This window comes from Pseudomonas sp. BO3-4 (assembly GCF_034044115.1).
GTDB classification, from domain to species: domain Bacteria; phylum Pseudomonadota; class Gammaproteobacteria; order Pseudomonadales; family Pseudomonadaceae; genus Aquipseudomonas; species Aquipseudomonas alloputida.
Window position 1 is genome coordinate 2,290,607 of the sequence record NZ_CP139018.1, and the last position, 13,170, is coordinate 2,303,776.

Genomic DNA, 13,170 nt, shown 5'->3' on the forward strand with positions numbered 1-13,170 from the left:
TGTAGGAGCGGGTTTACCCGCGAATACGGTGGCGACGGCAACGGTGAACGGCAAGTGTAAATTGGCCAGCAGGCCCGGCCCATTCGCGGGTGAACCCGCGCTTACGACGGCCTGTGCCGAACCCCCGATGCGTGTGTAGGAGCGGGTTTACCCGCGAATACGGTGGCGGCGGAAACGGCGAAGGGCGGGTGGAAATTGGCCAGCAGGCCCGGCCCATTCGTGGGTGAACCTGCGCCTACGAAGGCCTGCGCCCAACCCCCGATGCGTGTCCAATGTGAGCGAGCTTGCTCGCGATGCGCCGCGCGGGCGGCGCTCGATCTCTCAGGCCGCGTATCTGTGACGGCCACCGCGGCAGTCACAACAAATTTCAGCCCGCGTTTTCGTCGCTGTCGATCATCTTGCGCAGCAAGTACAAAATGGCTACACGTTCGCCGGCATTCAAGCTGCCCATGCTCAGTTCGCTGATCTGCCGGGCGCAGGGGATCATTGCATCGAGCAATGCCGCGCCGCTTTCGGTGAGTTCGACGATGACCTTGCGCCGGTCGCCTGGGTCTGGCGAAAGCTGCACCAGCTCACGGGCCTTCAGGCGCTCGACGATGCCGCGGATGGTTGCCTGGTCCACTGCGGTGGCCTTGATTAGTTCAGCCTGGGAGCTGGGGCCGTGGTCGCGCAGGGCGCACAGCGTGACGAACTGGATCGAGGTAAGCTGCGGGTCGCAGGCCTGCTGCTGGAAAATCGCCGTGTGCCGCTGGTAGGCCTTGCGCAGCAAGTGCCCGACCTGTTCGGTAACGTCGTAGGGGGTGTTGTCGAGCGGGGCGCTGCTGGGGGTGGTTTTTTTCGACATAGGATGGCTTGGGCTGGGTGGAAAGAGGCTGGCCGGCCGCCAATAGCGGAGCGCCCGGCCAGTATAACCCCTATCGCGCTCGCGACTCCTCTGGTGCAACCACGTCGCCGGCCAGCACTACCGCCTTGTCATCCAGGTAGATATCGCAGTTGCGCAGCGGGATGTCCAGGTGGCACGGGGTCTTGCGCTTGCCGCCGACCTCGGTGTTGGGGCCAGTGGAGAACAGGAAGTTGCCGTAGAACGCACGGGCATCCATGCACATGCCGTCGTTGCGGTCGTGCAGGCCCATGGCCGTCCATTGCGCGCGCGGCTGCAGGCCCCAGCCTATGTGTGAGATGCCGTATACCTCGGGGTCGTTGAAGTACTTCATGTAGTCACGCAGGTACTCGGCCTCGAAGCCGCCATGTATGCCGGTGATGAAGCCTTTTTCGATTTCCAGGGTGATGCGCTCGCGGCAATAGTTCTTGAACGGCAGGATGATGTCGCCCACGTCCAGCACCAGCGTGCCCTCGGCGCTGTCCTCGTTCGGCCAGGTGAACAGAAAGCCGCTGGGCCAGTGGTCCCAGCGCCCCGGTTCGTCGGCATAGCCGTACTCAGTCACGGCCGGGTACTGGCCGAGCGGGGCGTAGAAGTCGCTACCGGCCTTGGACCGCACATGCAGGCTGCGCGCCTGTTTCAACAGGGTTTCGGCAGCCAGCACCCGGCGTTTGTCGTCTTCGGTCGGCAGCATGCGCGCCAGCACCTCGGGTGGCTCCACGGCCAGCAGGATGCGCGTGCCGGTCTTGAGAATCTGCTCCTGCTCGGGTGAGTGCAGCAGCATCATGGTGTCGACGACCAGGTCGGCTGCTTCCAGCGCCCGCTGCGCCGCCAGGTTGCCGGTCAGCGCGGTGTCGCCGCAGTAGGCCGTCATGTCGTTGCCCATGGCGGTCGGGTGGTTGAACGCCGGCAGCTCTACCGCATACACCTTGGCCTTCAAACGCTGGGCGGCCTCCATGGCGGCGTTGACCGTGCGCGGGTCGGAGTAGTGGCTCTTGAGCACGGCCACGCTCTGCGTTTCGTCCACGCGAGACAGCTTCAGTACGTGCTCGAACATCTGGGTCAGTTGTGCATTGCTCACCGGCATCGGGGTTCTCCTGGGTGGCGTTGACAGGGGCGCACCATGGCAGTGCCTGGTGCTTCATCTCGGTGCAAAATAATAGTGTGTACACCCTATTTTGCAGATGAAAACGCATCCTGCCAGCGAGCGCAAGTTATCTGTTCAAACGTTACATATCCACACATTATCCAGTATTTACGGTAACAGTAAGCCGGGTGCTGTTTCGATCAGCTGTTTGAAAAATATTTTCAGCGGGCTCTTTTCAAAGGTCATTTGTAGCGTATACGCTCTAAATCGTCAGGCGGTTGAACCGCTGGCCACCTATCAGAACAAGAGGAGACATACCCATGCGGGGTAGGCAGAAAATCGCAATCGTCGGTGCAGGTCTGGGTGGGGCAGCCGCCGCCACGTTGCTGCAACAGGCCGGGTTCGATGTCGAGGTATTCGAACAGGCTCCGGCGTTCACCCGCCTGGGCGCGGGCATTCATATCGGCCCTAACGTGATGAAAATCTTCCGCCGCATGGGGCTGGAGCAGAAGCTGGAGCTGATGGGCTCGCACCCGGACTTCTGGTTCAGCCGCGACGGCAATACCGGTGATTACCTGTCGCGCATTCCGCTGGGCGAGTTTGCCCGCCGCGAATACGGCGCCGCTTACATCACCATCCACCGTGGCGACCTGCACGCCCTGCAGATCGAGGCCATCAAGCCGGGCACCGTGCACTTCGGCAAGCGCCTGGAAAAGATCGTCGACGAAGGTGACCAAGTGCGCCTGGACTTTGCCGACGGCACCCACACCGTGGCCGACATCGTCATCGGGGCCGACGGCATCCATTCGAAGATCCGTGAAGAGTTGCTGGGGGCTGAAGCGCCGATCTACAGCGGCTGGGTCGCGCACCGTGCACTGATTCGCGGGGTGAACCTGGCACCGCATGCCGATGTGTTCGAGCCCTGCGTCAAATGGTGGTCCGAAGACCGCCACATGATGGTCTACTACACCACCGGCAAGCGCGACGAGTATTACTTCGTCACCGGCGTGCCACATGAAGCCTGGGACTTCCAGGGTGCGTTCGTCGACAGCAGCCAGGAAGAAATGCGCGCAGCCTTCGAAGGCTACCACCCCACCGTACAGAAGCTGATCGACGCTACCGAATCGATTACCAAGTGGCCGCTGCGCAACCGCAACCCGTTGCCGTTGTGGAGCCGTGGCCGCCTGGTGCTGCTGGGCGACGCCTGCCACCCGATGAAGCCGCACATGGCCCAGGGCGCGTGCATGGCCATCGAGGACGCGGCCATGCTGACCCGCTGCCTGCAGGAGACCGGGTTGTCCGACCACCGCACGGCGTTCGACCTCTACGAGGCCAACCGTAAAGAGCGGGCATCGCAGGTGCAATCGGTATCCAACGCCAACACCTGGCTCTACACCCAGGAAGACCCAGCCTGGGTTTACGGCTACGACCTCTATGGGCAGCAGCTTAAAAGCGGGGAGGCGGCATGAGCACCTTCGTCGCTGGCGGTAACGTGAGCGCGAATGGCATCCGCCAGCATTACCTGCGCTATGGCGGCAAGGGCCATGCGCTGATCCTGGTGCCGGGCATCACCAGCCCAGCGATCACCTGGGGCTTTGTTGCCGAGCGCCTTGGGCAGTATTTCGACACCTATGTGCTGGATGTGCGCGGGCGCGGCTTGTCTTCAAGCGGCCCCGGACTGGACTACGGCACCGACGCTTGTGCTGCGGATATTCCCGCCTTTGCCGCCGCGCTAGGCCTGGATGGCTACCATCTGGTCGGGCACTCGATGGGGGCGCGTTTTGCCATCCGCGCTGCCGCCCAAGGGGCACCGGGACTGCAGCGGCTGGTGCTGGTCGACCCACCGGTGTCCGGTCCGGGCCGCCGCGCCTACCCGAGCAAGTTGCCGTGGTACGTCGATTCGATCCGCCAAGCCACGGTTGGCATGAGCGGCGATGACATGCGCGCCTTCTGCGCCACCTGGAGCGACGCGCAGCTGGCCCTGCGTGCCGAGTGGCTGCACACCTGCTACGAGCCGGCGATCGTGCGGGCCTTCGACGATTTCCACGAGGTCGATATCCACCAGTACCTGCCCGCAGTGCGCCAGCCGGCATTGCTGATGGTGGCTGGGCGGGGGGGAGTGATCGAGCCCCGTGACATTGCTGAAATGCGCGAGCTAAAGCCGGATATCCAGGTCGCGTACGTGGACAACGCCGGCCACATGATCCCCTGGGATGACCTGGACGGTTTCTTCGCCGCCTTTGGCGACTTCCTCGACCACCCCCTCGTCTGACGGAGCACGAGACATGACCCAGCTATACCGCATCGGCCAGATCGTGCCGAGTTCGAACACCACCATGGAAACCGAAATTCCGGCGATGCTCAACGCGCGCCAGGCGATCCGCCCCGAGCGGTTCACCTTCCATTCCAGCCGCATGCGCATGAAGCAGGTGAAGAAGGAAGAACTGGCCGCGATGGACGCCGAGTCCGACCGCTGCGCAGTGGAGCTGTCCGACGCCAAGGTCGATGTGCTGGGCTATGCCTGCCTTGTGGCGATCATGGCCATGGGGCTGGGCTATCACCGCCAATCTGAAAAGCGCCTGCAGCAGGCCACCGCCGACAATGATGCGCTGGCACCGGTGATCACCAGCGCCGGGGCGCTGGTCGAGGCCTTGCATGTGATGAAGGCCAAGCGCATTGCCATCGTCGCGCCGTACATGAAGCCGCTGACCGAGCTGGTGGTGAACTACATCCGCGAGGAAGGCTTCGAGGTGCAGGACTGGCGGGCGCTGGAAATCCCCGACAACCTCGCCGTGGCCCGTCACGACCCGGCCAACCTGCCGGGCATCGTCGCCGGCATGGACCTTGAAGGCGTCGATGTGGTGGTGCTGTCGGCGTGCGTGCAGATGCAATCGCTGCCGGCAGTGGCCAAGGTCGAGGCGCAAACCGGCAAGCCGGTGGTCACCGCTGCAATCGCTACCACCTACGCCATGCTCAAGGCGCTGGACCTGGAGCCGATCGTGCCGGGCGCCGGTGCCTTGCTGTCGGGCGCCTACTGAAATCGGGAGACGGACATGAGCGACGCACAAAGCGCCCGTGACAACTACCAGGGTGTGTGGGGCCAGCGCATCGGCTTTGGCCGCAAGCCGGCCCTGCTGATGATCGACTTCATGCAGGGCTACACCACCCCGGGCGCACCGCTGTACGCCCCGGGCGTGGTCGCAGCGGTCGAGCAGGCCGCCGGCCTGCTGGCGCTGGCCCGCGACTGCGGTACCTTGGTGGTGCATACCAACATCCGTTACCAGCCGCCGCATTTTGCTGACGGCGGCGTGTGGGTGCGCAAGGCGCCGGTGATGAAGGACATGGTCGAAGGCAACCCGCTGGCAGCCTTTTGCGAGGCCGTTGCGCCACAGGCAGGGGAGGTGGTGCTGAGCAAGCAGTACGCCAGCGCTTTCTTCGCCACCAGCCTGGCCCCGCTGCTGCATGCACAGGGGGTGGATACCGTGGTGCTGGCTGGCTGCTCGACCAGCGGCTGCATCCGCGCCAGTGCGGTGGATGCCATGCAGCACGGGTTTCGAACCATCGTGGTGCGCGAGTGTGTCGGTGACCGCCACAGCGACCCGCACGAAGCCAACCTGTTCGACATCGACAGCAAGTACGGTGATGTCGTCACCCGGCAGGATGCCATGCAGCAACTCAGGCACCTGGCCGGCTGAACGCCGGGCAGCGCCTATCCAATAACAATCAAGGACCGGTGCGGGAAGCCCGTCCATGACCGCCTGCTGTCCGGGTGGTCGCCCCGCAGGAGCACTCGGGGTCTTCAGGCGCTGTCCAGGCCCGCCGCGTAGAATGCGCGGCGTGCCCGGCGCGTCGAAAACTGCTGGCCTTAAAACAACCACAAAGTCGCCCGCCAGGAGACAGGAAATGCCAATTGCGAATGCAACCACGGTCCACAGTGACATCGACCATGGCACGAAAGCGCTGTACAGCAAGATCACCTGGAGGCTCATCCCCTTCTTGTGTTTCTGCTACCTCGCAGCTTATCTGGACCGCATCAATGTCGGCTTCGCCAAGCTGCAGATGCTCGAAGACCTGCAGTTCAGCACAGCGGCCTATGGCCTGGGTGCAGGGCTGTTCTTCGTCGGCTACATCATCTTCGAAGTGCCGAGCAACCTGATCCTGCAGCGCGTTGGCGCCAAGCTGTGGATCGCCCGCATCATGATCACCTGGGGCCTGCTGTCGGCCTGCACCATGTTCGTCACCAGCACCACCCAGTTCTATATCCTGCGTTTCCTGCTGGGTGCGGCCGAGGCCGGCTTCCTGCCAGGCGTGTTGTACTACCTGACCATGTGGTACCCCACCTATCGCCGCGGGCGCATCATTGCCCTGTTCATGATCGGGCTGCCGTTGTCGAGCGTGATTGGCGGGCCGATTTCTGGCTGGATCATGGGGCATTTCGACCAGGTTCAAGGTTTGCATGGGTGGCAGTGGCTGTTCCTACTGGAGGCGATCCCCAGCGTTTTGCTCGGCATCCTCACGTTCTGGGCATTGCCTAACCATTTTCAGCAGGCCAAGTGGCTGTCGGCTGACGACAAGGCACAACTGGCGGCAGACCTGGCCGCCGACGATGCCGAGGGCAAGGACAGCAAACACAGCTTCCGCGATGGCTTCTTCAACCTTAAGGTGTGGATGCTTGGTGGTATCGACTTTTCGATCCTGCTCAGCGCCTATGCGATGGGCTTCTGGATGCCGACCTTCATCCGCGATGCGGGCGTCAGCGACACCTTCCATATCGGCCTGCTCACGGCCATTCCAAGCCTGGCCGCGCTGGCTGGTATGCTCATGATCGGGGCCAGCTCCGACCGCCACCGCGAGCGCCGCTGGCACATCATCGTGCCGTTCATCATTGGTGCAATCGCCATGGCCAGCAGCACCTTGTTCAGCCAGAACCTGGTGATGACCGTGGTGCTGTTCGCCATTGCCTCGGCGGCGATCATCGGCGCGGTGCCGGTGTTCTTCAGCCTGCCGGCGACCTTCCTCAAAGGCACCGCAGCCGCCACCGGCTTTGCCCTGGCCTGTTCGGTAGCCAACATCGCTGGCCTGGTGAGCAACTCACTGATGGGCGTGGTCACCGACCTCACCGGCACCTCGCACGCTGCGCTGTGGGTGTTTGCCGGCTGCCTGATCCTCAGCTGCTTCCTGGTCATCGCCTTGCCGGCCAAGCTGGTCAACCGCTAGCGGCCCAGCGCTTCACGCAACGGCAGGGCAGGCGGGCCGGGGCCCGCCTGCCGACCTCTCTCGATGCAACCCGCACGCCGGTGGCCATGCAGTGCCGCCGCGCCGGGTTGCTGTTGCCCAAATCCAGGAGTAGCCCTATGCAAGGTTTCACTGCGCCGCGTTTTTCTTCGTCTGCACGCCTGGCCGGCGGTTGTATTGCCGCCGCTTTGTGTGCAGAGGCCACGGCAGAAGAGGCCGGTTTCATCGAAGGTGCCCGCGCCACGCTGCAGGTGCGCAATTACTTCTTCAGCCGCGACTATGCCGATATCAAAGGCGCCAGCACCCAGTCGCGCACCCAGGAATGGGCGCAGGGGTTTATCCTCAATGCCAGCTCCGGTTATACCCAGGGCACCCTTGGCGTGGGTGTGGATGTTACCGGCCTGCTGGGTTTCAAGCTCGACAGCAGCCCGGAACATGCCCGGTCCGGGTTGCTGCCCAGTCTGGACAGCGGCAAGTCGGCGGACGAATACAGCCGCCTGGGTGCGGCGATCAAGTTCAAGGTGTCGCAAACCGAGCTGAAGGTGGGCGAGTTGATGCCCAACCTGCCGGTGCTGCTGTTCAGCGATTTGCGCCTGTTGCCGCCGACTTACCAGGGCGCGATGCTGGAGTCGCGCGAGTTCGCCGGGTTGACCCTGAACGCCGGCCAGTTCCGCTCCACCAGCCTGCGCGACTCGTCCAACAGCCAGAAGATGTACGCGCTGGTCAACGACCCGATCAACCCGGCGCGGCTGGCGCGCTTTACCAGCGACCGGTTCAACTACGTGGGGGCCGACTATGTCTTCAACGACAACCGTACCAGCGTCGGTGTCTGGCAGGCGCAGCTGGAGGATATCTACCAGCAGCGCTTCTACAGCTTCAAGCATGCCGAGCCGATCGGGGGCTGGACGCTGGGGGTCAATGCCGGCTACTTCGATGCCCGCGAGGACGGGAGCAAGGTGGCTGGCGACTACGATAACCATGCGCTGTTCAGCCTGTTCTCGGCCAAGACCGGCGGGCATACCTTCTATGTGGGCTATCAGCAGATCGGCGGCGATGACGGCTTTATCCAGGTAGGCGCCAACACCAACCCGATGGGTAATACACTGCCGACCTATGAGTTCTCGGCGCCGGGTGAACGCTCGTGGCAGGTGCGCCATGATTACAATTTTGTCGCGTTGGGGCTTCCGGGGCTGACGTCGACCCTGCGTTATGTAAAGGGGCGAGACGTGGAAACAGGGCTGGGCTTTGAAGGGCGTGACCGCGAGCGTGACCTGGACCTGGCCTACGTGGTGCAAAGCGGGCCGTTGGCCGGGCTTGGGATACGGGTGCGCAACGTGATGGCGCGCTCCAACTACCGGACAGATATCGATGAGAACCGCTTGATTCTGAGTTACACGATCAAGGTGTTCTGAGGGGGTAGGTGACCCGGCGCCAGCTCGGTTCCCGAAGCAACCTTGTGCTGCGAAGAAGCAATAACTGCCTAAGGCAGTCGTTTGCCTTACCGCGCTCTTCGCAGCGCAAGGCTGCTCCTGCACGTGCTGGGTAGGTTTGAGCTGTGGAGCATGACAATGGCTCTTGCAGGTCACTGCAAGGTGTCGGGCTTCAGGCTATCTGGCAGTTGCCGAAGGGCCTCCTCAAGCCGAGCGATCGGCCCAGTGAGTTGATCCGCTTCCTTGTCCTTGCCTTCACCTCTTAAGCGATCACGCTCAACGCGCAGGTTAAGCAGATTTTTCTGCAACTTGAGTGCAGAGGTTTTGAACGAGTCCATGCTTTTCTCACGCTGTAGGCTTCCGTACCGTTGTAGGAAAAATGGACCGTAGCAGCTCGAATTTGCCGGAGAAACTGATGTTTCATACAGGCAAGACTCATTGCCACGCCATTTCCTACGGCGTGCGGTAAACAATCCTACAAGCCGTGTTTCAGATCGTGTCCCCCAAACAAGCTCAATCTACCGTATTGGCTGGGTTCAGGCGCTTTCGAGGGGCAGCGCACTTAACGCAGGTACTGCAGGCGTGTTTAGAAACTTCATGTATCAATTCCCGGCCCGCGAGCGACAGGTGCTCAGCGTCAACCACTGCGGCTGAATTTACCCCAGCGGCATCTGCGCATCACATCTGATCCGCTTTTTTTCCATAAACCTGAATCTGTAACCGTATCAGCCCAAGCTCGACAATGTGCCCATTCCCGCATCACAACTGTAGAGGTTCCAATGGGCAAGCTGGCGCTGTTCCTGGGTGGTTTTCTGCTGCTGACCATTCTGATTGGTATTCTTGGCACCATTCCGCCAAGCTGAGTTCACTGCTTTTTCCCCTGCGCGGCCCGTCCACTTCAAGCGACGGGCCCAATCCATCGGCAAATGGCCGGTAATCTCTTTGATTGCACTGCTGGATCAGCAGTAGGTGCAAGTCATTCTCAAGTGCAAAGTCCTCGTGTAGCCTCCCGTCGCCGCGCATTCGGTGGCGTTTGGCTTTGGCGTCGATACGCGCGGTACGCAGGCGTGGATCGAGCTGGTCAAATTGGCCAATTCGGCGTGTCTGCTTGTGCGATAAGTCGTTCTTTACGCTGGGAAATCTGTCCACAAAAAACGTGGGTAGGTCTGTGGATAAAGTGCTGCAAGCCAGACCCGCGGCGGGCTCTGTTAAATTGAGCAGAAATTGAACAGTTGTTTTATGGCCTGTTTCAGTGGAGCGGGCCGGCTCGGCGTATGGCTGCCAGCAAGTCACGCACCCGCGTCGGCAACTCGCCGGCAGGGTATACAGCATGCATCTGTGGGTCCTGGCCGCTGCTGGACGTCAGGCGGTACTGCGGACACACCCGCACCAGGCGGCCGGCCTTGACCTGTGCTTCGCCGACCCAGGCGGCAAGGCGGGCGATGCCGGCGCCAGCCAGGGTGCTGTGGTATACCGCGCCTCCTGAGCCCAAGCGAAGCCTGGGCCTGGGGCGCAGGCTGGTGATCTGGTCATCGTGGCAAAAGTGCCAGGCCTTGAGGATGCGTGGCGCGGTATGCAGGATCAAGGTGTGTCCCTCCAGGTCTTCCGGGTGTTGCGGTGTACCAGCCAGGGCCAGATATGCCGGGCTGGCATACAGGTGGCGCTGGTAGGGCCAAAGCGGGTAGCCGATCAGCTCGCTCGATTGCGGGAAGGCACCGCGCACCACGAAATCGAATTTACCTTGCAGCGGGTCAAGGGCTTCGTCGCTGTACTGCACGTCCAGGGTCACCTGAGGGTGGCGGCGGGAAAACTCGGCAAGCACTTGCGGTAGCACATGCTCTCCCAGCAGTTGCGGCGCGGCAAAGCGAATCCAGCCTTGGGCGCTGCCGCTGAGCGCGGCCAGTTCGTCGGCAGCATCGCGTTGCACATCCAGCAAGCGTTCGGCATGCGGCAGCAAGCGCTCGCCGGCCTCGGTCAGGGTGACGGCGTTGGCGTTGCGGTTGAGCAGTTTGCTTCCCGCATTGTCTTCCAGGGTTTGTACCGCGCGTGTAACTGCGCTGGGTGAACGCCCCAGGGCGCGGGCGGCAGCAACGAAGCTGCGCTTGTGCGCCACGCTGACGAACGCCTGGATTTCCCGCAGCATGTCCAGTGCCATGGCCTGCTCCTCGTTGCAGTTATCGCAATATGGCATTTCAACACAAGTGTGCCACTTTGATTAGCCTTGCAGGCGTCTTCACTGCCTGGAACCGCGTCATGATGGATATTGCTGTGCTTTCTGTGTTCGCCTTCGCCGCTGGGTTGATCGACGCCGCGGTGGGTGGCGGCGGGCTGATCCAGATCCCGGCCTTGTTCAACGTATTGCCCTCCGCGCAACCGGCCGCATTGCTCGGCAGCAACAAATTGGCGTCCGTGTGCGGCACGGCCTTCGCGGCCCGCTCGTTCATCCGTAAAGTGACGCTGGATTGGGGGTTGATCGTACCGGCGGCACTCAGTGCCTTTGTCATGTCGTTCGCGGGGGCCGCCACGGTGTCGCTGGTACCCCCCAGCGTCATGCGCCCGGCGGTGCTGGTGCTGATCGTGCTGATGGCTGTCTACATTTTCTGCAAGAAGGACTTCGGCACCTTGCACACACCTGCCCAGGTCGGCCGCAAGGAGCAGTGCCTGGCAGTGCTGATCGGCGGCGCTATCGGCTTCTACGATGGCCTGTTCGGCCCGGGTACCGGTAGCTTCCTGATCTTCCTGTTCATCCGCTTCTTCGCCCTGGACTTCCTGCACGCCTCGGCTTCGGCCAAGGTGGTGAACATTGCCACCAACCTGGCGGCACTGGTGTTCTTCGTACCGACAGGCAACGTGCTGTACGCCATAGCCTTGCCCATGGCGGCGTGCAACATTCTCGGCGCGCTGACCGGTACCTGGCTGGCGGTACGCAAGGGTGCCGGGTTTGTCCGCGGGCTGTTCCTGGTGCTGTTGTGTGTGCTGATCGCCAAGCTTTCGTGGGACCTGCTGGCCGGCTAGTTCAGATCACCAGGCGCTGTGCTTCGGCCTGTTCGACGCGGTTGCGGCCCCGGGCCTTGGCCCGGTACAGCGCCTGGTCGGCACTCGCCAGCAGTTCGTCGAGGCTGGGGGCCGGCATGTCTGCGTCGCAGCCTGCCACACCGATACTCACGGTAATCTGCAGGCGCTGGTCGGCCTGTGCCACGTGCAGGTCTTGGATGGCGCGGCGCAGGCGTTCGGCGATGAAGTTGGCCCGCTCTGGTGCAAGTCCGGGCAGGATGACAACGAATTCTTCGCCACCCAGGCGTGCGATCAGCTCATCGTTTTGCAGCTGGTCCTGGAGGGTGCTGGCGAATTGGCGCAGCACCTGGTCACCGACTGCATGGCCATGGGCATCGTTGATTGACTTGAAGTGGTCGATGTCCAGCATCATCAGGGTCAGCGGCAGCGCCTGGGCGTGCTGTTGACGGCTCTCCAGCAGCGCGTTGGCGCGGCGTGTGAAGGCGCTGCGGGTGAGCACACCGGTGAGGTGATCGACGGTGGCCTGGTGCGCCAGGCGGGCCATGAGGCTACGGTTGGCCTGGCTGACGCAGGCCACCACCAGCGGCCCGAGCACCAGCATGGCGATGCCCAGGCGCGCCGACATCAGCGTGGTAACCCCAGGTTCGCTCTGCGGCACGCTGAAATGCATGAGGTTTTGCGCCACAGCCACAATCAGCGTACTGCCGGCCGTGAGCGTCAGCAATGAAACCAGGAACGGTGAGTAGGTCCAGGCACACCACAGTAACGCGGCAATCGGGAAGGCAATGGCCCCAGGGCCACCAAAGGCGATGCTGAACGCCAGCGAGGCCAGCAGTACCAGCAACGGCGCCAGGCGGATGGGTTGCGCGCCGCCGCGCACCAAGGCCCGCACCGAGGGCGCTGTAAGCAGCACCGGCAGTACCAGCACACCGGTCGAGAACTGTTCGCTGAACCAGGCTAGCCAGGTGGCGCGCAACGACTGTTCGAACCACGGTGCGGCCATTACCGCTGCCATGCTGGCCGCCACCATGGCAGCGGCGGCGCAGGCAGCGAACACGCTAAGCACGCCACGCGGGCTGCGCATGCGCCGGTGCATGCGAGGCAAGCGCGACATCAGCTGCCAGAGGGTGACCACCACGCCAAGATTGCACAGGTTGAACCACAGAGCCGGCCCCCAGGCGCTGCCACACAGCAGGTCGGCCCCCACCATGGCCAGCCACACCAGGCAAAAGCCCGTAAACGTGGCTTGACGGGGGTAGCGCAGGAGTACGCCGGCCAGTACCGCATTCACTGGCCAGAACAGCGACAGCGATTCGATCGGGCGTGCCAGGATGCCGCCCAGGGTGAGGGCGAAGGTCACGCCAAGTACAACGACATAAGGCAACACGCGCGATTGGGCTGGAAAAACCATGAACTCGACCGGCAAGCGGAAACGAAATCCAGGACAACGCGATAGAGCACCTGGGACAATTACCCGCAGTGTGTTGGGTCAGGGTGGTTGATGTCAATCTGCCGCGATCGGT

Annotated in this window: 12 protein-coding genes; 7 read left to right on the forward strand and 5 right to left on the reverse strand. The window is 62.7% G+C overall.

The annotated features are described in order from the left end of the window. Positions 1-367 precede the first annotated feature (367 nt). Positions 368-844, reverse strand: coding sequence for a MarR family winged helix-turn-helix transcriptional regulator (locus REH59_RS10355; RefSeq protein WP_003251120.1), 477 nt, complete (start codon positions 842-844; stop codon positions 368-370). A gap of 70 nt (positions 845-914) precedes the next feature. Continuing rightward, the gene (locus REH59_RS10360) at positions 915-1,967 is read right to left on the reverse strand and encodes a 2,5-dihydroxypyridine 5,6-dioxygenase (protein WP_014861705.1); all 1,053 of its coding nucleotides are present in this window, start codon (positions 1,965-1,967) and stop codon (positions 915-917) included. Positions 1,968-2,287: 320 nt separating this feature from the next. On the opposite strand from REH59_RS10360, the gene nicC reads away from it, so the two are divergent. The 6 genes from nicC to REH59_RS10390 all read left to right on the forward strand — a co-directional run bounded on the left by nicC (position 2,288) and on the right by REH59_RS10390 (position 8,614). Next, entirely contained in the window at positions 2,288-3,436 is a 1,149-nt protein-coding gene (gene nicC, locus REH59_RS10365; protein ID WP_014861706.1) for a 6-hydroxynicotinate 3-monooxygenase, read from the forward strand. Beyond that, on the forward strand, positions 3,433-4,239 hold the full coding sequence (gene nicD / locus REH59_RS10370; RefSeq protein ID WP_014861707.1) for an N-formylmaleamate deformylase: 807 nt from the start codon (positions 3,433-3,435) through the stop codon (positions 4,237-4,239). Before nicC ends, nicD begins: the two co-directional genes overlap by 4 nt. 13 nt (positions 4,240-4,252) lie before the next feature. Further along, positions 4,253-5,005 (forward strand): maleate isomerase, encoded by a 753-nt coding sequence (locus REH59_RS10375; RefSeq protein ID WP_003251112.1) that lies wholly within the window; start codon positions 4,253-4,255, stop codon positions 5,003-5,005. Between the two features lie 15 nt (positions 5,006-5,020). Beyond that, positions 5,021-5,662: an N-carbamoylsarcosine amidohydrolase gene (locus REH59_RS10380; protein ID WP_003251109.1), complete on the forward strand. Its 642-nt coding sequence runs from the start codon at positions 5,021-5,023 to the stop codon at positions 5,660-5,662. A gap of 208 nt (positions 5,663-5,870) precedes the next feature. After that, positions 5,871-7,184: an MFS transporter gene (locus tag REH59_RS10385; protein ID WP_003251108.1), complete on the forward strand. Its 1,314-nt coding sequence runs from the start codon at positions 5,871-5,873 to the stop codon at positions 7,182-7,184. A gap of 137 nt (positions 7,185-7,321) precedes the next feature. Then, positions 7,322-8,614, forward strand: a complete 1,293-nt coding sequence (locus tag REH59_RS10390) for an OprD family porin (protein ID WP_014861709.1) — start codon at positions 7,322-7,324, stop codon at positions 8,612-8,614. 170 nt (positions 8,615-8,784) lie between these two features. Here the strand turns inward: REH59_RS10390 and REH59_RS10395 are convergent, their stop codons facing one another. Then, entirely contained in the window at positions 8,785-8,970 is a 186-nt protein-coding gene (locus REH59_RS10395) for a hypothetical protein (RefSeq protein WP_014861710.1), read from the reverse strand. 911 nt (positions 8,971-9,881) lie between these two features. Further along, positions 9,882-10,787 (reverse strand): LysR family transcriptional regulator, encoded by a 906-nt coding sequence (locus tag REH59_RS10400; protein WP_014861711.1) that lies wholly within the window; start codon positions 10,785-10,787, stop codon positions 9,882-9,884. A gap of 98 nt (positions 10,788-10,885) precedes the next feature. Between REH59_RS10400 and REH59_RS10405 the strand changes: the two genes are divergently transcribed. Continuing rightward, positions 10,886-11,647, forward strand: coding sequence for a sulfite exporter TauE/SafE family protein (locus REH59_RS10405; protein ID WP_320450512.1), 762 nt, complete (start codon positions 10,886-10,888; stop codon positions 11,645-11,647). A gap of 1 nt (position 11,648) precedes the next feature. Here the strand turns inward: REH59_RS10405 and REH59_RS10410 are convergent, their stop codons facing one another. Continuing rightward, positions 11,649-13,073, reverse strand: coding sequence for a GGDEF domain-containing protein (locus REH59_RS10410; RefSeq protein ID WP_014861712.1), 1,425 nt, complete (start codon positions 13,071-13,073; stop codon positions 11,649-11,651). Positions 13,074-13,170 lie beyond the last annotated feature (97 nt).

Excerpts from the sequence above, each read along its gene's own strand:
- REH59_RS10375 (WP_003251112.1), top strand. The coding sequence starts at position 4,253 with ATGACCCAGCTATACCGCATCGGCCAGATCGTGCCGAGTTCGAACACC.
- REH59_RS10390 (WP_014861709.1), top strand. The coding sequence starts at position 7,322 with ATGCAAGGTTTCACTGCGCCGCGTTTTTCTTCGTCTGCACGCCTGGCC.
- nicD (WP_014861707.1), top strand. The coding sequence starts at position 3,433 with ATGAGCACCTTCGTCGCTGGCGGTAACGTGAGCGCGAATGGCATCCGC.
- REH59_RS10380 (WP_003251109.1), top strand. The coding sequence starts at position 5,021 with ATGAGCGACGCACAAAGCGCCCGTGACAACTACCAGGGTGTGTGGGGC.
- REH59_RS10405 (WP_320450512.1), top strand. The coding sequence starts at position 10,886 with ATGATGGATATTGCTGTGCTTTCTGTGTTCGCCTTCGCCGCTGGGTTG.
- nicC (WP_014861706.1), top strand. The coding sequence starts at position 2,288 with ATGCGGGGTAGGCAGAAAATCGCAATCGTCGGTGCAGGTCTGGGTGGG.
- REH59_RS10360 (WP_014861705.1), bottom strand. The coding sequence starts at position 1,967 with ATGCCGGTGAGCAATGCACAACTGACCCAGATGTTCGAGCACGTACTG.
- REH59_RS10355 (WP_003251120.1), bottom strand. The coding sequence starts at position 844 with ATGTCGAAAAAAACCACCCCCAGCAGCGCCCCGCTCGACAACACCCCC.
- REH59_RS10395 (WP_014861710.1), bottom strand. The coding sequence starts at position 8,970 with ATGGACTCGTTCAAAACCTCTGCACTCAAGTTGCAGAAAAATCTGCTT.
- REH59_RS10385 (WP_003251108.1), top strand. The coding sequence starts at position 5,871 with ATGCCAATTGCGAATGCAACCACGGTCCACAGTGACATCGACCATGGC.
- REH59_RS10400 (WP_014861711.1), bottom strand. The coding sequence starts at position 10,787 with ATGGCACTGGACATGCTGCGGGAAATCCAGGCGTTCGTCAGCGTGGCG.